This window comes from Streptomyces sp. NPDC127190 (genome assembly GCF_042672505.1).
Taxonomy (GTDB): Bacteria; Actinomycetota; Actinomycetes; order Streptomycetales; family Streptomycetaceae; genus Streptomyces.
Genome location: NZ_JBHXVE010000004.1, coordinates 184885 through 203808, shown reverse-complemented (window position 1 = coordinate 203808; position 18924 = coordinate 184885). Strand labels below are relative to the sequence as shown.

The 18924-nt window shown below is 69.7% G+C and carries 17 protein-coding genes; 9 read left to right on the top strand and 8 right to left on the bottom strand.

The features are described 5' to 3' along the window. Window positions 1-24: 24 nt before the first annotated feature. The gene (gene dnaN, locus ACFVIU_RS09050) at window positions 25-1155 is read right to left on the bottom strand and encodes a DNA polymerase III subunit beta (RefSeq protein WP_385841558.1); all 1131 of its coding nucleotides are present in this window, start codon (window positions 1153-1155) and stop codon (window positions 25-27) included. Between the two features lie 976 nt (window positions 1156-2131). Further along, the gene (gene dnaA, locus ACFVIU_RS09045) at window positions 2132-4108 is read right to left on the bottom strand and encodes a chromosomal replication initiator protein DnaA (RefSeq protein WP_385841557.1); all 1977 of its coding nucleotides are present in this window, start codon (window positions 4106-4108) and stop codon (window positions 2132-2134) included. A gap of 395 nt (window positions 4109-4503) precedes the next feature. Between dnaA and rpmH the strand changes: the two genes are divergently transcribed. The 9 genes from rpmH (at window position 4504) to ACFVIU_RS09000 (ending at window position 11409) form a co-directional block, all read left to right on the top strand. Next, window positions 4504-4641 carry a 50S ribosomal protein L34 gene (gene rpmH, locus ACFVIU_RS09040; protein ID WP_003956500.1) on the top strand — a complete coding sequence of 46 codons (138 nt, stop codon included), beginning with the start codon at window positions 4504-4506 and terminating at the stop codon, window positions 4639-4641. Window positions 4642-4662: 21 nt separating this feature from the next. After that, window positions 4663-5034 carry a ribonuclease P protein component gene (rnpA, locus tag ACFVIU_RS09035; RefSeq protein WP_078611778.1) on the top strand — a complete coding sequence of 124 codons (372 nt, stop codon included), beginning with the start codon at window positions 4663-4665 and terminating at the stop codon, window positions 5032-5034. Beyond that, the gene (gene yidD, locus ACFVIU_RS09030) at window positions 5031-5405 is read left to right on the top strand and encodes a membrane protein insertion efficiency factor YidD (RefSeq protein ID WP_385841556.1); all 375 of its coding nucleotides are present in this window, start codon (window positions 5031-5033) and stop codon (window positions 5403-5405) included. The genes rnpA and yidD overlap by 4 nt, the downstream gene beginning before the upstream one ends. Before the next feature lie 3 nt (window positions 5406-5408). Then, window positions 5409-6689, top strand: coding sequence for a membrane protein insertase YidC (gene yidC, locus ACFVIU_RS09025; RefSeq protein ID WP_385841555.1), 1281 nt, complete (start codon window positions 5409-5411; stop codon window positions 6687-6689). A gap of 15 nt (window positions 6690-6704) precedes the next feature. Next, window positions 6705-7217: a protein jag gene (locus tag ACFVIU_RS09020; RefSeq protein ID WP_385841553.1), complete on the top strand. Its 513-nt coding sequence runs from the start codon at window positions 6705-6707 to the stop codon at window positions 7215-7217. Between the two features lie 115 nt (window positions 7218-7332). After that, the gene (gene rsmG / locus ACFVIU_RS09015) at window positions 7333-8049 is read left to right on the top strand and encodes a 16S rRNA (guanine(527)-N(7))-methyltransferase RsmG (RefSeq protein WP_385841552.1); all 717 of its coding nucleotides are present in this window, start codon (window positions 7333-7335) and stop codon (window positions 8047-8049) included. Between the two features lie 249 nt (window positions 8050-8298). After that, the gene (locus ACFVIU_RS09010) at window positions 8299-9372 is read left to right on the top strand and encodes a ParA family protein (protein ID WP_385841805.1); all 1074 of its coding nucleotides are present in this window, start codon (window positions 8299-8301) and stop codon (window positions 9370-9372) included. Beyond that, window positions 9369-10469, top strand: a complete 1101-nt coding sequence (locus ACFVIU_RS09005; protein WP_385841551.1) for a ParB/RepB/Spo0J family partition protein — start codon at window positions 9369-9371, stop codon at window positions 10467-10469. The genes ACFVIU_RS09010 and ACFVIU_RS09005 overlap by 4 nt, the downstream gene beginning before the upstream one ends. Before the next feature lie 322 nt (window positions 10470-10791). Beyond that, window positions 10792-11409 (top strand): GNAT family N-acetyltransferase, encoded by a 618-nt coding sequence (locus ACFVIU_RS09000; RefSeq protein WP_385841549.1) that lies wholly within the window; start codon window positions 10792-10794, stop codon window positions 11407-11409. 70 nt (window positions 11410-11479) lie between these two features. Here ACFVIU_RS09000 and trxA read toward each other — a convergent pair whose 3' ends face one another. From trxA to murJ, 6 genes are all read right to left on the bottom strand, one after another. Then, entirely contained in the window at window positions 11480-11857 is a 378-nt protein-coding gene (gene trxA / locus ACFVIU_RS08995) for a thioredoxin (RefSeq protein ID WP_385841804.1), read from the bottom strand. Continuing rightward, entirely contained in the window at window positions 11857-12828 is a 972-nt protein-coding gene (gene trxB / locus ACFVIU_RS08990; protein ID WP_385841548.1) for a thioredoxin-disulfide reductase, read from the bottom strand. Before trxB ends, trxA begins: the two co-directional genes overlap by 1 nt. A gap of 182 nt (window positions 12829-13010) precedes the next feature. Next, the gene (locus ACFVIU_RS08985; RefSeq protein ID WP_385841547.1) at window positions 13011-13919 is read right to left on the bottom strand and encodes a hypothetical protein; all 909 of its coding nucleotides are present in this window, start codon (window positions 13917-13919) and stop codon (window positions 13011-13013) included. After that, a complete protein-coding gene (gene sigM / locus ACFVIU_RS08980) occupies window positions 13916-14659 on the bottom strand; it encodes an RNA polymerase sigma factor SigM (RefSeq protein WP_385841545.1) in 744 nt (247 codons plus the stop codon). Before sigM ends, ACFVIU_RS08985 begins: the two co-directional genes overlap by 4 nt. A gap of 26 nt (window positions 14660-14685) precedes the next feature. Next, window positions 14686-16401 (bottom strand): protein kinase family protein, encoded by a 1716-nt coding sequence (locus tag ACFVIU_RS08975; RefSeq protein WP_385841544.1) that lies wholly within the window; start codon window positions 16399-16401, stop codon window positions 14686-14688. A 118-nt stretch (window positions 16402-16519) separates the two neighbouring features. Beyond that, window positions 16520-18892 (bottom strand): murein biosynthesis integral membrane protein MurJ, encoded by a 2373-nt coding sequence (gene murJ / locus ACFVIU_RS08970; protein WP_385841543.1) that lies wholly within the window; start codon window positions 18890-18892, stop codon window positions 16520-16522. Window positions 18893-18924: the final 32 nt, after the last annotated feature.

The following is an 18924-nucleotide window of genomic DNA, read 5'->3' as shown; positions in this document are numbered from 1 at the left end:
ACCGCGCGGACAACCGCGACCGGCTCAGCCGCTGAGCCGCACCGGCATGATCAGGTACTTGTACGCCTCGTCCGCCTCGGCGTCCACGGCGGGCTTGCCGCTCAGCAGCGCCGGCTTGGTGGACGTCGTGAACGAAAGCTGGGCCACCGGGGAGTCGATCGCGCTCAGACCGTCCAGCAGGAAGGTCGGGTTGAAGGCGATGGAGATGTCATCGCCCTCCAGCTGCGCGTCCACCCTTTCCACAGCCTGTGCGTCGTCGCTGGAGCCCGCCTCCAGGATCAGCACGCCCTGCTCGAAGCTCAGCCGCACCGGGGTGTTCCGCTCGGCCACCAGCGCCACACGCTTGACGGCCTCGACGAACGGCGCGGTCTCGATCACGGCCACGGAGTTGAACTCGGTCGGGAACAGCGTCCGGTACTTCGGCAGATCGCCCTCGAGCAGCCGCGTGGTCGTACGCCGCCCGGCGCCCTCGAAACCGATCAGGCCCTCGCCCGCGCCCGAGCCCGACAGCGCCAGCGTGACGCTGTCACCCGCGCCCAGCGACTTGGCGGTGTCCAGCAGCGTCTTGGCGGGCACCAGGGCGACCGCGGAGGCGTCCGGGTTCTCCGGCTTCCACAGGAACTCCCGGACCGCGAAGCGGTAGCGGTCGGTGGAGGCCAGGGTGACCGTGTCGCCCTCGATCTCGATGCGCACACCGGTGAGCACGGGCAGCGTGTCGTCACGGCCGGCGGCGATGGCCACCTGGGAGACGGCGGCGGCGAACACCTCGCCCGGCACGGTGCCGGTCGCGTTCGGCATCTGCGGCAGCGCCGGGTACTCCTCCACGGGCAGCGTGTGCAGGGTGAAGCGGGAGGATCCACAGACCACCGTCGCCCGTACACCGTCTGTGGAAATCTCCACCGGCCGGTTGGGCAGGGCACGGGAGATGTCGGCGAGCAGCCGGCCGGAGACGAGGACCGTGCCCTCCTCCTCGACCTCGGCCTCGACGTTCACCCGCGCGGAGACCTCGTAGTCGAAGCTCGACAGGCTCAGCTTGCCGTCCTCGGCCTTGAGCAGCAGGCCGGCGAGGACAGGCGCCGGCGGACGGGCCGGGAGGCTGCGTGCCGCCCAGGCCACTGCCTCCGCGAGTACGTCGCGTTCCACCCGGATCTTCACCGTAAGCCGCCTCCTGCTGCTGTTGCTCTCGAGTCCTCCGACTCGGTGTCACCGCTCCCTGCGAAGGGAAGGACACCGGGGACCAGTCTGACGCACCCCACTGACAGTAGGTGCCCGTCGGGGTCAAGTCGGTCCGGGAGGCGGCCGGACGCGAGACCGCGAGTTGTGCACAGCCCCCGCTTCAAAACGATTGCCGAGCTCTCTCTAGTCGGGAGTAGTAGTAGGGGCTGTGGATACCGTGGATAACCACGTTTGCCCAGCTCAGCGCAGGAATTTTGTCCACCGGTCCTGTGGGTGGAGGCAGTGGACAACTGGGCTCTTCTGTGGAGAACAGAAAGTTCTGCACACACCGCCCACAGGGAGAGGGCAGTTCTCCCCAGCTGCATCCCCAGGTTTACCCACGTTTCCCACACCCCAATCCGGCACCTTCGTGTGACGCCTTTCACTCGACGCGGTGAGAGGGGGCGTCGCCTTGCCGAACAGTGGACAGTCATGTGGAGAAGCCGGTGATCGCTGGGGACAACCGGCTCCAACCTGTGGGGTACCGGTGGAAAACCTCATGCACAGCCTGTGGATCTCCAGTTTTTCCACACCCTGTGGAGAGTCTTCGTCCACGATTCCACAGGCCCTTGAGCTGGGCGAACGCCACGCTTACAGGCTCCCTGTGGACACCGTTCGGGACAACTTCGCAGTCCCCAGCGTGTGGACACAAAAAAGTCCGTACATCTGTGGAGAGCAGCCGTAACCCACCCCAAAATCGAACACCCAGCAGCCGCCAGGTCGCCCCAGCTGCGGGCAGTCGTGCCGCTGGGGCGGCACGGGTGGGCGCAGCGGCACCTCTCAGCGAGCAGCGCTTCCACCGGCCCCCGCCCAGCCACAGCGCCGGGCACCACGCCGAGACGCCCCCGGGAACGCAAAGGGCGCCTTCGGGGAGCAGATCCCCGAAGGCGCCCTCAGCCAGGCCTCGCCGCCGGCCTCAGCCGTTCTTGATGCGGTTGGTCAGCTCGGTCACCTGGTTGTAGATCGACCGCCGCTCGGCCATCAACGCCCGGATCTTGCGGTCCGCGTGCATGACGGTCGTATGGTCCCGCCCGCCGAACTGCGCCCCGATCTTCGGCAGCGACAGATCCGTCAGCTCACGGCACAGGTACATGGCGATCTGCCGCGCGGTGACCAGCGCCCGCCCGCGCGAGGTGCCGCACAGGTCCTCCACGGTCAGCCCGAAGTAGTCCGCGGTCGCCGCCATGATCGCCGTGGCCGTGATCTCGGGCGCCGAGTCCTCGCCCCCCGGGATCAGATCCTTCAGCACGATCTCGGTCAGGCCCAGGTCCACCGGCTGCCGGTTGAGCGAGGCGAACGCCGTCACCCGGATCAGCGCGCCCTCCAGCTCGCGGATGTTCCGCGAGATCCGGGAGGCGATGAACTCCAGCACCTCCGGCGGGGCGTTGAGCTGCTCCTGCACCGCCTTCTTGCGCAGGATCGCGATCCGCGTCTCCAGCTCGGGCGGCTGGACGTCGGTGATCAGGCCCCACTCGAAACGGTTCCGCAGCCGGTCCTCCAGCGTGACCAGCTGCTTGGGCGGCCGGTCGCTGGAGAGCACGATCTGCTTGTTGGCGTTGTGCAGGGTGTTGAAGGTGTGGAAGAACTCCTCCTGCGTCGACTCCTTGTCCGCGAGGAACTGGATGTCGTCGACGAGCAGGATGTCCATCTCCCGGTACCGCTTGCGGAAGCTGTCGCCCTTGCCGTCGCGGATGGAGTTGATGAACTCGTTGGTGAACTCCTCCGAGCTGACGTACCGCACCCGGGTGCCCGGGTAGAGGCTGCGCGCGTAGTGCCCGATCGCGTGCAGCAGATGGGTCTTGCCGAGCCCGGACTCCCCGTAGATGAACAGGGGGTTGTACGCCTTGGCCGGCGCCTCGGCGACCGCCACCGCGGCCGCGTGCGCGAACCGGTTGGAGGCGCCGATGACGAACGTGTCGAACAGGTACTTGGGGTTCAGCCGTGCCGTCGGCTCACCGGGCCCGCTCGCGGCCGCGGACGACGCCGACGGCGCACCACCGGGCGCACCCGCCGGGGGCAGGTCCGGGCGGCCGGGGCCGCCGCGGTGCGCCGGGCCGCCCGCCGGCTGCTCGGGCAGCTCGCGGCGGACGGGGTCGCGCTGGTCGTACTCGGCGCGGGAGGGGTCGTAGGCGTCGCGCCCGGAGTCGTAGTCCTGCCGGGGCGGTTCGTAGTCGCCGCGCGGGCCCTCGTACTCGCCGCGCTGCTGCTCGTACGACGGGCGCTCCCGGCCCTGCGAGCGGTAGTCGTGCGTGCCGTAGCTGTCCGGGCCCGGGCCGTAGGCGTCCTGGGACGACGGCGAGGCGTAGGGGTCGCGCTCGGGGAAGCCGAGCCGCGGCTGCTGCCAGCCGTAGTCGTCCTGCCCGGGGCGCGGCCAGCCGCCGGGCTCGGGGCGCTGGTACTCCGAAGGGTAGGCGGGCCGGACCGTGGGCATCTGGTGGTCCCCGCGGCCGGACTGCGGCTGGTCGCCGCGCGGCTGGGGCTCGGTGCCCGGCAGCGGGTCTGGGGCGCGGTGCCGGCCGTAGCCCTCGTACGCCGGCCCGGAGGGCAGCTCGGGCTCCTCGTAGCGCGGCTTGGGCGGCTGCGGGGCGGGCGGCGCGGCGGGGGCCGGCGGCTCGCCCGCGGTGTCGTCCACGGTGATCGCGATGCGGATGGGGCGGCCGCACTCACGGCTCAGGGTCTCGCTGACGATCGGCGCGAGACGTCCCTCCAGTACGCCCTTCGCGAACTCGTTCGGTACGGCGAGCAGCGCGGTGTCGGCGACCAGCGCGAGGGGCTGGCAGCGTCGGATCCAGTGCTCGTCCTTCGCCTCGACACCCTGTCCGCGGCCCTCGCCGAGGAGCTGCTCCAGTACGCGTGGCCACACTGCGGCAAGATCGGCAGGTACGTCAGCCACAGGGCACGCTCTCTCACAGGTCCCACGAACGTGTGATCGCGGGACGGGTCGGGGGGTACAGCGGGTGGTCGGTGGGGCAAACCCGCCGGGGCGGGGGACAAAAGAACGAATGGGAGTTCAGCCACGGTAGTCAGCGCGGCGGGTACGGTTCAAGTTGTTGTCCCCAGCCTGTGGATAGTGTCTCTCGGTGACCCTCGGTTTGACCGAATGGCGCAGTCCCGCGTACCGTAACCAGGTCGAGTTGTCGATGGCTGCTGCCGCCTGCCTCCGATGGGCACAGGTCACGTCAGGTGATCGGTAAGCGGTGCACTCGGGCGTGAAGCGAGCTACTCGTGGGCGCACGGTGACAGCCAGGACGGCACCCCGCCACTACTGAACCTTTCTGGAGCCCCCGAGTGAGCAAGCGCACCTTCCAGCCGAACAACCGTCGTCGCGCGAAGACCCACGGCTTCCGGCTGCGTATGCGCACCCGTGCCGGCCGCGCGATTCTCGCGTCCCGCCGTAGCAAGGGTCGCGCCCGCCTGTCCGCCTGATCCCGATCAGGTCATGACGTCGTGCTGCCCACCGAGAACCGGCTGAGGCGGCGCGAGGACTTCGCGACCGCGGTACGGCGAGGGCGCAGGGCAGGTCGCCCGACCCTCGTCGTCCACCTTCGTAGCGGTGCCACGGACCCGCACGCGCCTGGGGAGAGCGCTCCTCCGACGCGTGCGGGTTTCGTCGTGAGCAAGGCCGTGGGTGGCGCGGTCGTGCGCAACACAGTGAAGCGCAGACTGCGTCATCTGATGCGTGACCGAGTCGCCCTGTTTCCCCCCGGTAGCCTGGTAGTCGTACGAGCGCTGCCCGGAGCGGGCGACGCAGACCACGCACAGCTGGCCCGAGACCTGGACGCCGCCCTTCAGCGGCTACTGGGAGGGGGCGCGCGATGAAGTACCCGCTGCTGGCTCTGATCAAGCTGTACCAGTGGACGATCAGTCCGCTGCTGGGGCCGGTGTGCAAGTACTACCCGTCGTGCTCCCACTACGGATATACGGCCATCGACCGGCATGGTGCGATCAAGGGAACGGCACTGACCGCTTGGCGCATCCTCCGGTGCAATCCGTGGTCGCTGGGCGGTGTGGACCATGTCCCGCCGCGCAAGCGACCGCGGTGGCACGAAATGCTGCGCAACGCCTGGCGCGCACGCAGGGGCGGGTCCTCCGCCGCCGAACCGGCCACCGAAGCGAAGCTCTCCTCCAACTCTTCCGAGCTTGGCTCGAGCCCGGCCGCAGAGACCTCGTCCCATGCCCAAGGAGCATGATTAGTGGACACGATTGCCAGCCTGTTCAGTTTCATCACCTGGCCCGTCTCCTGGGTCATCGTCCAGTTCCACGCGGTGTACGGGGCGATCTTCGGACCTGACTCCGGGTGGGCCTGGGGCCTGTCCATCGTGTCCCTGGTGATCCTGATCCGCATCTGCCTGATCCCGCTCTTCGTGAAGCAGATCAAGGCCACGCGTGCGATGCAGACGCTCCAGCCGGAGATGAAGAAGATCCAGGAGCGCTACAAGAACGACCGGCAGCGCCAGTCCGAAGAGATGATGAAGCTGTACAAGGAGACGGGTACCAACCCGCTCTCCTCGTGCCTTCCCATCCTGGCGCAGTCCCCGTTCTTCTTCGCCCTGTACCACGTGCTCAACGGCATCGCGACGGGCACGCAGATCGGCGCCATCAACGAGTCGCTGCTCAACAGCGCCCGGCACGCGCACATCTTCGGCGCCCCGCTCGCCGCGAAGTTCATGAACAGCGAGGCGCAGGTCGCCGCGCTGGGCGCCTCCCTGACCGACGTCCGCGTCGTCACCGCGCTCATGATCGTCCTGATGTCGCTGTCGCAGTTCTACACGCAGCGCCAGCTGATGACGAAGAACGTCGACACCACGGTGAAGACGCCGTTCATGCAGCAGCAGAAGATGCTGATGTACGTCTTCCCGGTCATGTTCGCCATCTTCGGCATCAACTTCCCGGTCGGTGTCCTCGTCTACTGGCTGACCACCAACGTGTGGACCATGGGCCAGCAGATGTATGTCATCCGCAACAACCCCACCCCGGGTTCCAAGGCTCAGGCCGCCTACCTGGAGCGTCTGACCAAGCACGTCACGCAGCACGGCAAGATCCGCCGGCGCAGCGAGAAGACCATCGTCAAGGCGATCGTCAGCAAGGGCCGGGACCGCAACGAGTTCGAGCGCAAGTTCATCAACGCGCTGAACAAGGCGGGTCTCGCCGCTCAGCCCGACGGCAGCGTGGTGAAGAGCGCGGCCCAGGCCGCGGCGCAGACCGAGGACGGCGCGGTGATCACCGAGACGGCCGCCGGCAGCGCCGCCGCCCGGCGTCAGCAGCCCAAGCGCCAGTCCAAGTCCCAGCGCCAGTCCGGCGGTGCCAAGCAGGCCGACGAGACCACCTCGCTGGAGAAGTCCGACGAGCCGCAGGACGCCAAGCCCGCCGCCGCCAAGCAGGCGCCGAAGACCGGTTCCGGCACCCGCAGCCGGGCCCAGTCCGGCCAGCGCAAGGGTGGCCCGCAGCGGCCCAAGTCCCCGTCCAAGAAGTAAGAAGGAGCCCATCCCGTGACGGAAGGCACCACCTCCGCCGCTGCCGAGGGTGCAGACGCCCTCACCCGCCTGGAGCAGGAGGGTGACATCGCAGCGGACTACCTGGAGGGTCTGCTCGACATCGCCGACCTCGACGGCGACATCGACATGGACGTCGAGGGCGACCGCGCCTCCGTGTCGATCATCAGCGACGCCGGCAGCCGCGACCTGCTGAAGCTCGTCGGCCACGACGGCGAGGTGCTGGAGGCGCTGCAAGAGCTGACGCGTCTGGCCGTGCACCGGGAGACCGGTGACCGCAGCCGGCTGATGCTGGACATCGCGGGCTTCCGGGCCAAGAAGCGGTCCGAGCTGTCCGAGCTGGGCGCCAAGGCCGCCGCCGAGGTGAAGGCCAACGGCGAGCCCGTGAAGCTCAAGCCGATGACCCCGTTCGAGCGCAAGGTCGTGCACGACGCGGTCAAGGCTGCCGGGCTGCGCAGCGAGTCCGAGGGCGAGGAGCCGCAGCGGTTCGTCGTCGTGCTGCCCGCCTGATCGGCCCCACGTTTCACCGGCCCCGTCTGTAGCGCAGACGGGGCCGAACTTTGTCAGCCTGTAGTTCTGGTGGCCGGCGCGCGAAGCGCCGGTGCTGTACGGAAGGACGGTCCCCGTGACGGAGGCAGCGGAGCTTCCCCCCGCGCCCGAGCAGGCTCGGGAAGTGTTTGGTGATCGCTTCGCCGATGCGGTCCGCTATGCGGAGCTGCTCGCCGAGGCCGGTGTGCAGCGCGGACTGATCGGCCCGCGGGAAGTGCCCCGTCTGTGGGAGCGGCATCTGCTGAACTGCGCGGTGCTCTCCGAGGCCGTTCCCGAGGGAGTGACGGTCTGCGACGTCGGCTCCGGCGCGGGGCTCCCGGGCATCCCGCTCGCCCTGGTCCGGGAGGACCTCAACATCACCCTCCTGGAGCCGCTGCTGCGGCGCACCAACTTCCTGACCGAGGTCGTCGAGCTGCTCGGCCTGGACCATGTCACCGTGGTGCGCGGCCGTGCCGAGGAGGTCATGGGCAAGCTGCCCCCGGTCCATGTGGTGACCGCCCGGGCCGTCGCCCCGCTGGACCGCCTGGCCACCTGGGGCATCCCGCTTCTGCGCCCGTACGGCGAGATGCTGGCCCTGAAGGGCGACACGGCCGAGGAGGAGCTGAAGGCCGCGGCCACCGCGCTCACCAAGCTGGGTGCGGTGGAGACGTCGATCCTGCATGTGGGCGAGGGCGTCGTGGACCCGTTGTCCACGGTGGTGCGGGTGGAGGTCGGGGAGAGCCCCGGCGGTGTCCGCTTCGCCGCCAAGCGCGCGAAGGCGGCGCGGACCGGCCGAGCCCGCCGCCGTCGCTGAGACGTACTCCACACAAGCTGCCAAACCCGCTCAAGTCGGAGTGTCGCGAAGGTCCGGCCGACGGCGCTGTGCATCGTGTTTCACGTGAAACGTCGCTCACTGCTGCACGGCATCATCAGTCGTGGCCGCGCCGCGGCCGAACCTCGCGACCGTAAGCCCCTCGGGTCACTCGGAGGGGCATCGGAGTTGTCCACAGAGGTGGATTTCTCCACAGAACGCCAGACCTCACTGGTTCGCGACCCCGAAGACATGGGAGGCTCTGTTCATTGCGAGCCTGAAGTCGAGGAGAGTGAATCCTTGCGGTCCGACGCCAACATCGCGGGACCGATGACCGATCCGGTCCCCGGTCCCCGTACCGAGTCGATGGGGGCGGATGTTTCACGTGAAACACCGCCCCCGATGGACGACACTCCGATCGGTCGTGCGGCCCAACTGGCGGTGGAGGCTCTCGGTCGCGCCGGGGAAGGCCTGCCACGACCGGAGCAGACCCGTGTCATCGTGGTCGCCAACCAGAAGGGCGGCGTGGGCAAGACGACGACGACCGTCAACCTTGCCGCTTCGCTGGCTCTGCACGGGGGCCGCGTCCTCGTGATCGACCTCGACCCGCAGGGCAACGCATCCACGGCCCTCGGGATCGACCACCACGCGGAAGTGCCCTCCATCTACGACGTCTTGGTCGAGAGCAAGCCGCTTGCCGAGGTCGTCCAGCCCGTCCCGGACGTCGAAGGCCTCTTCTGCGCCCCCGCCACCATCGATCTCGCCGGTGCGGAGATCGAGCTGGTCTCGCTGGTCGCCCGCGAAAGCCGGCTCCACCGTGCGATCCAGGCGTATGAGCAGCCGCTGGACTACATCCTCATCGACTGTCCGCCCTCCCTCGGTCTGCTGACGGTCAACGCATTGGTCGCGGGCCAGGAGGTCCTCATCCCGATCCAGTGCGAGTACTACGCCCTCGAAGGGCTGGGACAGCTGCTGCGCAATGTCGACCTGGTGCGGGGCCACCTCAACCCCGGGCTGCATGTGTCGACCATCCTGCTCACCATGTACGACGGCCGGACGCGTCTCGCCTCCCAGGTCGCGGAAGAGGTGCGCACCCACTTCGGGGACGAGGTGCTGCGGACGAGTATTCCCCGCTCGGTCCGCATCTCCGAGGCACCGAGCTATGGACAGACGGTGCTGACCTACGATCCAGGATCGAGCGGTGCCCTCTCGTATCTTGAGGCGGCCCGAGAAATCGCGCTGAGGGGTGTCGGCATCAGCTATGACGCGAGCCATGCCCACATCGGCGCCCAGAACGACCCGAGCATGGTGGAGGGGATCCAGTGAGTGAGCGACGGAGGGGGCTGGGCCGTGGGCTCGGCGCACTGATCCCCGCTGCCCCGACCGAGAAGAACCCGGCCCCGGCCGCACTGGGAGGGGCTGCATCCGCCTCCCCCGCCGCCGTCCCGGTGCTGACGACCGACCGTGGCGTGGCCGCGGCAAAGGTGGCCACCCTGCCGCCTGTTTCACGTGAAACCGAGGCGCGTCCGGCGAGTCCGGCCACGGACCTGCCCGCGGCGCCGGTAGGGGCGCACTTCGCCGAGATCCCCCTCGACGCGATCACGCCGAACCCGCGCCAGCCGCGCGACGTCTTCGACGAGGACGCGCTGCACGAGCTGGTGACCTCCATCAAGGAGGTCGGCCTTCTCCAGCCCGTCGTCGTACGGCAGCTGGGGCCGGCCCGCTATGAACTCATCATGGGTGAGCGCCGCTGGCGCGCCTGCCGTGAGGCCGGCCTGGAGGCCATCCCGGCCATCGTCCGGGCCACCGAGGACGAGAAGCTCCTTCTGGACGCGCTGCTGGAGAACCTGCACCGCGCGCAGCTGAACCCGCTGGAAGAGGCCGCCGCCTATGACCAGCTCCTGAAGGACTTCAACTGCACCCACGACCAGCTGGCCGACCGGATCGGGCGCTCGCGCCCCCAGGTCTCCAACACCCTGCGGCTGCTGAAGCTGTCGCCGACGGTGCAGAAGAGGGTCGCCGCCGGGGTGCTGTCCGCCGGTCATGCCCGGGCTCTGCTGTCCGTGACGGACTCGGAGGAGCAGGACCGGCTGGCCCACCGCATTGTCGCCGAGGGGCTGTCCGTGCGGGCCGTCGAGGAGATCGTGACCCTCATGGGCTCGCGACCGCAGAAGCCTCAGCGCCCCAAGGGGCCGCGGGCCGGCTCCCGGCTCTCTCCGGCGCTGAACGAGCTGGCGACCCGGCTGTCGGACCGCTTCGAGACCCGGGTGAAGGTCGACCTCGGTCAGAAGAAGGGCAAGATCACCGTGGAGTTCGCCTCCGTGGAGGACTTGCAGCGGATCCTGAGCACCCTCGCCCCGGAAGAGGGTCCGGTCCTGCACAAGGAGATGCAGGACAGTGAGGGGGAGGAGCAGGAGGACTGATCCTCGTGTGACCCCGCCCGACCGTGTGAGGAGCGGGCCGTGTCCGGTGTGCACCGGAACACGGCCCGCTCTTTGCTGGCATGCAGTATCGAGTGCATCGCATCGTGGATACGATGCGAACGGGTATGGCGCATCCACCGGACAGCATCTGCATCTCTGAGTGGGGAGACGGGGCCATGCGAACGATGAGCCGCACCGGACTGGTGAGCGCGGGCCTGGGCCTTGGAGCGGTCGGCGGATTCGTCGGCAGTCTGCTCAGGGGACGGAGCACTCTGTCAGCCGCTCGGTCTGCGGCGGGCGAAGGAAGCGAGGATCAGCCTTCATGGGGCGTCGGCTCGTACCGCTCACGCTGGACAACCTTCAGGACCTTCCCCCACGCTGTCGCTCGTGCGTCTTCTGGGAGCTGGATCCCGTCAGCGGCGAAGCGGCGGTGAAGGCGGGCACCTCCGCGCTCGAGAAGGAGTCCTGGATCTCGGCCGTCCTGCTGGACTGGGGCTCGTGCGGCCGGATCGTCTATGTCGACGACCTACCGGTCGGCTATGTGCTCTACGCCCCGCCGGCCTATGTCCCGCGCTCGGCGGCCTTTCCCACCAGCCCGCTCTCGCCGGACGCCGTCCAGCTGATAACCGGCTTCGTCCTGCCGGGGTACCAGGGCCAGGGACTGGGCCGGGTGCTGGTGCAGACGGTCGCCAAGGATCTGCTGCGCCGGGGCTTCAAGGCGATCGAGGCCTTCGGTGACGCCCGCTGGAAGGAGCCTGCCTGCCTGCTGCCGGCCGAGCATCTCCTCGCCGTGGGTTTCAAGACGGTCCGGCAGCATCCCGCACACCCTCGGCTGAGGCTGGAGCTGCGATCCACGCTCTCCTGGAAGGAAGACGTGGAGATGGCGCTCGACCGGCTTCTGGGGGCGGTCCACAAGGAGCCCGCGCTCAGGCCGCTGTAGCGTCAGGACGCCGGCACAAGCGAATGGGCCAACCCCAAGGGGTTGGCCCATTCGTGTTTCACGTGAAACGTCACTCGGCGATGAAGTCGGCGAGGTCGCGCTCGATCGCCGCCTTCGGCTTGGCGCCGACGATCGTCTTGACGACCTCTCCACCCTGGTAGACGTTCAGGGTCGGGATGGACATGACGCCGTACTTGGCGGCCGTCCCCGGGTTCTCGTCGATGTTCAGCTTGACGATCTCGATCTTCTCGCCGTGCTCGGCGGCGATGGCCTCGAGGGACGGGGCGATCTGACGGCACGGACCGCACCACGCGGCCCAGAAGTCCACCAGGACGGGCTTGCCACTCTTGAGAACAGCCTCATCGAAATCGGCGTCGGTCACTGCCTTCAGGGCCACGGCTGGCTCCTTATCTTGATCATGCGGTGGGGCGGGGAAGGGGCGAAAGATCAGACAGCGGCGGTCTTCTCGGGCTCCGCCTTCTCCTCGTCCGCGAGGGCGGCGAGGAAGCGCTCGGCGTCGAGGGCGGCAGAGCAGCCGGTGCCGGCCGCGGTGATCGCCTGACGGTACGTGTGGTCGACCACGTCACCGGCGGCGAAGACACCGGTCACATTGGTGCGGGTGGACGGCGAGGCGACCTTCAGGTAGCCCTCCTCGTCCAGGTCCAGCTGGCCCTTGAACAGCTCGGTGCGCGGGTCGTGGCCGATCGCGATGAACAGACCCGTGACGGGCAGCTCGGACAGCTCGCCGGTCTTGACGTTGCGCAGCTTCAGGCCCGACAGCTTCTGCTCGCCCTGGATCTCGGCGACCTCGCTGTCCCAGACGAACTTGATCTTCGGGTCGGCGAAGGCGCGCTCCTGCATCGCCTTGGAGGCGCGCAGGGTGTCCCGGCGGTGGACGATCGTCACGGACTTGGCGAAGCGCGAGAGGAAGGTGGCCTCCTCCATCGCGGTGTCGCCGCCGCCGATCACGGCGATGTCGTGGTCCTTGAAGAAGAACCCGTCACAGGTGGCGCACCAGGAGACACCGCGGCCGGAGAGAGCGTCCTCGTTCGGCAGGCCCAGCTTGCGGTGCTGGGAGCCGGTGGTGACGATGACGGCCTTCGCCCGGTGCACGGTACCGGCGGTGTCGGTGACGGTCTTGATCTCACCGGTCAGATCGACGGAGACGATGTCGTCCGGCACCAGCTCGGCGCCGAAGCGCTCGGCCTGCGCGCGCATGTTGTCCATGAGGTCGGGGCCCATGATGCCGTCGCGGAAGCCCGGGAAGTTCTCGACCTCGGTGGTGTTCATCAGCGCACCACCAGCGGTGACGGCACCCTCGAACACCAGGGGCTTCAGCGACGCACGGGCGGTGTACAGCGCCGCCGTGTAGCCTGCGGGCCCGGAGCCGATGATGATCACGTTACGGACATCGCTCACGGCTTGATTCCTCGTCTCTGGTCTGCGTCGATCGACCGGGGGGAGCCCCTTTCGGAACTCTCACCCCACCCAACGGATCCTACGGGGCGCGCATTCCCACTGTGTCCGGGCACACGCGTACGCATGCCGTGGGGGCGGAGCCGCCCGGCGGGTCACGGAGCCCAGGGAGTGCTCCGGCGGGTTCAGGGCCTGGGGAAGGACTGCTTGAGCAGCACCGTGCCGGTGGAGCCGGGCTGTCGGCCGACGCAGGCCGCGTCGACGACATAGGCCGTGACCTGTCGGCTGTCGGCCGTGTCGGGCACCACGACCAGATAGGCGGACTTCCCGGCGTAGCTGCCGGTCTTGGCACCCAGGACGTCCTTGTCCGGAAGGATCGCCTGCTTCACACACTCGGGGACGGCCGTGTTGGTCCCCAGAAGGGTGTGCGCGCTCGCGGTCGAGCCCGGGACGTTCTGCTCGGTCTCGGTGCCCTTCCGGGAGCGCGGGCTGTTGGCCGCGTCCGGGTTCTTCTCCGTGGCGAGCAGGGAGTCCACCTGGTGGTGGACGCTGCTGCCGGAGAAGGCCACGGCAGGCGGGGGCGCCTGGTCGTGAGCGGTGGAGTGCGAGGAGTGGCCGCCCAGCGACTGGATCACCAGGGATCCGGCGCCCAGCGCGGCCACGGTGAGGACAGCGCCGAGCGCCAGGCGCCTGCGGCGTCGGGCCCGGTCGTGCCCCTTGCGTCCAGGCCCGGTCGCAGCGTGCGGACGTCCGGCCGGCCGGTCCGGTGCGAGCGATGTTTCACGTGAAACATGCGCTGCCTCGTCAGCCTCCGCGGAGCCTGGAGCCTGGGCGGTCTCGACAGCCTGTGCCGCCTCGGCGGCGAGGGCGGCATCGATACGGAGGGCCACGTCGTCGGGCATGCGGTCCGGCACCGGCACGGATCCCAGCAGCCCCCGGATCTCCTCCAGCGACACCTGCACATCCGCGCACAGCGCGCAGTCGTCCAGGTGTCGCCGTAGATCCGCGGCGCGCTCCGGAGGGAGGAGGCCTTCGGCAAGCTCGGAGATCGCCGCGACGTCCGGGTGCCCGGCCGTGTCTGTCGTGGAAGTCACGCTCGCCCACCTCCGCCCTTCACTACGGCTGAATCATTCGGTCCCGCGTTCCTGGGGCGTGCGCCAGGAGGCTCCGTTGCCGGTGGGACGGATGCCTGCTGCATCCGGTTCCGTTCCGGGCCGGATTCCCTTGAGCGCCCTCTCGCGTCCCCGCCCGGACCGCCTTCGGGCCGTAGGTGGGTGAGCAGCGGCAGGAGTCTGGCTCTCCCCCGGGCGCACCGGCTCTTCACCGTTCCCGCCGGCACCTCGAGGATCCGTGCGGCCTCGGCGACCGGGTAGCCCTGCATGTCCACGAGGACGAGCGCCGCCCGCTGTTCCTTCGGAAGGGTGCCGAGCGCTTCGAGGAGCTGGCGGTGCACGTCGTTCCGCTCGGCCGGTGCCGAAGCCGATTCGTGCGGCTCCAGCAGCTGCTCCAGCCGCTCGGTGTCGTCGACCGGGGCGGTCTTGCGCGAGGCGGCCTTGCGGGCACGGTCCAGGCAGGCGTTCACGGTGATCCGGTGCAGCCACGTGGTGACGGCCGACTGGCCCCGGAAGGTGTGAGCGGCCCGGTAGGCCGACACCAGGGCGTCCTGGACCGCGTCGGCGGCCTCCTCGCGGTCCCCGAGCGTCCGCAGCGCGACCGCCCAGAGCCGGTCCCGATGCCGCCGCACGATCTCACCGAAGGCGTCGGGGTCGCCCTGCACATGGCGGGCGAGCAGGTCCTGGTCGCCCACTCCGTCGTAGCCGGTGCCCTCCGCCATCTGCCCCCTCCGCTCCGGGTGAGACGTCAGCCCGTGAACTGCACTTCGCCGATGGCCTGCTTGTAGCCGGCCATGGAGTACGTCTGCGGGTCCTCTCCCGAGTACGGCACGGCGGTCAGCCACACGAGGACGTACTGCGTCTTCACCGGCTTGCCGAGCTTCACCGTGACGGAGGTGCCGCTGGTCTGGGCCGAGCCGAGCCGGTGCATCGAGGCCAGGGACGGCGGCGTCAGCGAGTCGGCCGAGTAGAGCTCGACCGTGGTGTGGTCGTTGCCGTAGCGCAGGCTGAGGGTGGCCGTGCTGAGATTCCTCGCCGAGCCCAGGTCGTAGACGATTCCCACGCCCGGCTTGTAGGGCGCCAGCTCCGGGCCCTCGGTGAAGCTCCTGGTGCGCCAGTACGTGGACGGGTTCCCGTCGTACGTCTTGGCCGTGTCGCTGGGGTGCTGGGCGCCTCCGTCGGCGATGAACTCCCGGCTGTCCTTGATGCTTATCCTCGTCGGCTTCGGCGCGGGGTTGTTCTTGTCGCCGTTGTCCGAGGTCTGGCTCTTGTTGGTGTCGTTCGACGTGTCGTGGTCCATCAGCGCGTCCGCCAACTGCCAGCTGCCCAGGCCGAGAGCGGCGATGAGGAGGGCGGAGACCGCCCACTTCAGGGCCTTGCCGGTGCGGCTCTGCAACGGCGGCGGCGGGGCCGTGATCGGCTGCGTGGCGCCCGGATGCGGTGCGGTACGGCCGTACGTGCCCTGCTGGTAGGCGGTGCGCTGGTACTCCGGAGGCGCGGTGAACGCCGGCTCCGGCGGGCGGATGCGCGGCATCTCGCCGATCGCCTTGACGAGTTCCTCCGGCGTGGTGCACGGGGACTCGTGGCGGGAGGCGGTGGCGCCGTCGTTGGCGAGGGCGCGCATGGCCAGCTCGGACAGGCCGCGGTGGACCCCGGCCCGTACCTGGTCCGGGGCGATCAGACCGATGTCCTTGGGCAGGCCGGACAGCCCGTAGGCGTCGTTCTCGTACGGCCAGCGCTGGGTCAGCGCGGCGTACAGCAGGGCGCCGATGGACTCGGTGTCGGTGCGCTGCGGGGTGTCGGAGCTGATGCCGCGCAGCGCGGCGTTGACCGCGAGGCCGCGCAGCCGCCACTGGCCGGTGGAGGTGCGCAGCACGGCGTTCGGGTTCAGCCGCAGATGGGCGAGGCCTTCGCGGTGCGCGGCGGCCATGGCGGAGGCCACCTGACTGACCATCTGGTAGGCGTCGTGCGGTTCCAGCGGTCCGGCCGCGAGAAGCGTGGTCAGCTCGGTCGCGTCGGGCAGCCATTCGTGCACGACGTAGACGAGGTCGTTCTCCTCGACGGCGTCGAGGACCTGGACGAAGCGGGGGTCGCCGAGCAGCGCGGAGGCCCGGGCGGCGGCCAGGACGGAACGGGCCCGTGCATGGTCCGCGGGCAGGATGTGGACGCCGACGGCCCGGCGGAGTTTCTCGTCGACCGCACGCCAGCTGCTGAATCCGTCCAGACGGGTGACGCACTCCTCCAGGCGGTACCGTCTGGCCAGCTTGTGGCCGCTGTGCAGTTCGGGAGGCGAGGCCTTCTTCGCGGCACCGTCGGTGCCGCCGCTCATTCCTTCGTCGCTGTCCGTATCCCGCTCCGGGTTCTGGGCCACCCCGTCGGCCGTGGACTGGTCCGCCTTGGCGGTCAGCGGTTGCTCACCACTGGTGTCTGCCACGTCGACGGCAGCCGTGCTCCGTTCCGCCACCGTCGTCCCTGCCTCCCCATCCGTTGCGCGCTGTCCGACGCCGAAACCAATTGTGCCCATAGTCCGCTGCTATGCACGACACACAGCGGCGGACGATGGTTGTGCCCCTACCCTCGCCTCAGCGCCCCAGACGCCCGCGGACCATTCCCACGAGCGAGTTGAGTTCCTCGATGCGCATCCTGCGGGCGGCGACGAAGAAGACACCGAGCAGGACGGCACCACCGACGATCAGCGCGGCGAACGAGCCGAGGACGCCCTGGCCGAGAGTGTGCCCGATGCCGTAGCAGGCCGCGCCGCTGAGCAGGGCCGCCGGGATCGAGGCGATGCACAGGCGCGCGTAGGTCCGCAGCACCCGGGAGCCGTCCAGGTCGCCGGCGAGCCGCTTGCGCAGCCGCCGCCAGGCGACCCCCACCCCGATGGCGTAGGCGAGGCCGTACGCGGCGGCCATGCCGGCGACCGCCCAGCGGGCCGGGAGCAGGAAGTAGCAGAGCGCGGAGGCTCCGGCGTTCACCACGGCCACGATGACGGTGTTGTAGAAGGGGGTGCGGGTGTCCTCGTAGGCGTAGAACGCGCGGAGGACGACGTACTGCACCGAGTACGGGATCAGGCCGAGGCCGAAGGCCATCAGCATGTAGCCCATGTTGGTGGCCTCGCCGGTACCCGAGGAGCCGAAGATCAGCGTGCACATCGGGATGCCGAGCGAGAGGAAGCCGAAGGCGATCGGGACGATCGCGACCGCGGTGGTGCGCAGGCCCTGGGAGATGTCGTCGCGCACGGCGCCGCCGTCGCCCTCGGCGGCCGAGCGCGAGATGCGCGGCAGCAGGGCGGCCATCAGGGAGACGGTGATGATGGCCTGCGGCAGGCCCCAGATCAGCTGGGCGTTGGCGTAGGCGGCGAAGCCGGTGCCCGCGACGCCGGAGTCCTTGCCGGCCGCCGTGGACAGCTGGGTGACGATCATGGCGCCGGCCTGGTTGGCGAGGACGAACAGCACCGTCCACTTGGCGAGCATCGCGGCCTTGCCCAGGCCGTGGCCCCGCCAGTCGAACCGCAGCCGGATCCGGAACCCGGTCTCGCGCAGATACGGGATCATCGCCAGCGCCTGGACGACCAGGCCGAGCAGCACCCCGACGCCGAGCAGGCGCTGCCCCTGCGGCGGGATGTTGGTGACCTTCATGTGGGAGTCGGCGGCGGTGCCGTAGACCCAGATGAACATGCCGAGCGTCACGATGATGACGATGTTGTTCAGGACCGGGGTCCACATCATCGCGCCGAACTTGCCGCGGGCGTTGAGGATCTGACCCATCACCACATGGATGCCCATGAAGAAGATCGAGGGCAGGAAGTAGCGGGTGAAGGTGACCGCGACGTCGTTGGCCGCCGGGTTGGTGGCGACCGGGTTGGACAGCATGCGCACCAGCAGCGGCGCCGCGAACATCGCGAGACCGGTCAGTGCGGCCAGGGCCACCATCACCAGGGTCAGCAGCCGGTTGGCGAAGGCCTCGCCGCCGTCGTCGTCCTCCTTCATCGCCCGCACCAGCTGGGGCACGAAGACGGAGTTCAGACCGCCGCCGACGGTGAGGATGTAGATCATCGTCGGCAGCTGGTAGGCGACCTGGAAGGAGTCGCCGAGGAAGCCGAGACCGAGCGCGGAGACGATCAGCGCGGAGCGCACGAAGCCGGTGAGGCGGGAGACCATCGTGCCCGCCGCCATGACGGCGCTGGACTTGAGCAGGTTGGCCGCCTTGCCGCCCTTCTTCGCGGGAGCGGTGGTGGCCACGGCAGCCTCGGGCTCGACGGTCACGGCCGGGCCGACGGGCTCCGGCACCCCGACCGGACCCGGCACCGGGGGCTGCCCCGGCCGGCCGGCGGCGGCAGCGGACGCGTAGGCCGCCTCGGCGTACGGGTCGGGCTGCTGCGGGGCCTGACCGGGCTGGGCCTGGTACGGCCCCGGCGCTGCGGGTCCCTGAGCGGGGCCGGGCGGGGCGGCGGGGCCCGGGACGGCGGTGGGGTCCAGGGGCGTGTGCCCGCCGCTGTGCTGCTGGTCCTTGAAGAGATGCGCGAAGGCGTCCGGCTCGTGGTACTCCTCACCGGAGTGCGAGACGAGGTCGTCCACGCCCACGTACTGGGTGGTGCGCGGGTCGTCGCCGTAGGGCAGGTACGGGGACGGGCTCTCCGGCTCGGGCGCAGGAGTCTGCGCCCACACGCGCGGGTCGGGGGCGTACGGGGACTGGGCGGGCGCGGCGTACAGCGGCTGCTGGCGGTCGTGCGGGCCGGGAGCCGGCGGCGGGTGCGCGGCACGGTCGTAGAGCGCCTCGGCGACCGGGTCCTGCGCGGAAAGGTCCTGTGCGCGGTAGGGGTCCTGGTCGTAGGCGTCCTGGAGGTACATGTCCGCCGCGTGCTGCGGCGGCACCTGGCCGGGCTCGGGCGGCGGCTCGGGGTAGCTCGAGCCGGCCGCGCCCTGGCCGCGATCACCGTCGTACGGCGCGTTCATGCTTACCCCACCTCATCGTCCCGGGCCCACCG

Coding starts and splice junctions, on each gene's coding strand:
- sigM (WP_385841545.1), bottom strand. CDS start 14,659: ATGGCGGAGGGCACCGGCTACGACGGAGTGGGCGACCAGGACCTGCTC.
- ACFVIU_RS09000 (WP_385841549.1), top strand. CDS start 10,792: ATGGGGCGTCGGCTCGTACCGCTCACGCTGGACAACCTTCAGGACCTT.
- ACFVIU_RS09010 (WP_385841805.1), top strand. CDS start 8,299: ATGGGAGGCTCTGTTCATTGCGAGCCTGAAGTCGAGGAGAGTGAATCC.
- yidD (WP_385841556.1), top strand. CDS start 5,031: ATGAAGTACCCGCTGCTGGCTCTGATCAAGCTGTACCAGTGGACGATC.
- murJ (WP_385841543.1), bottom strand. CDS start 18,892: ATGAACGCGCCGTACGACGGTGATCGCGGCCAGGGCGCGGCCGGCTCG.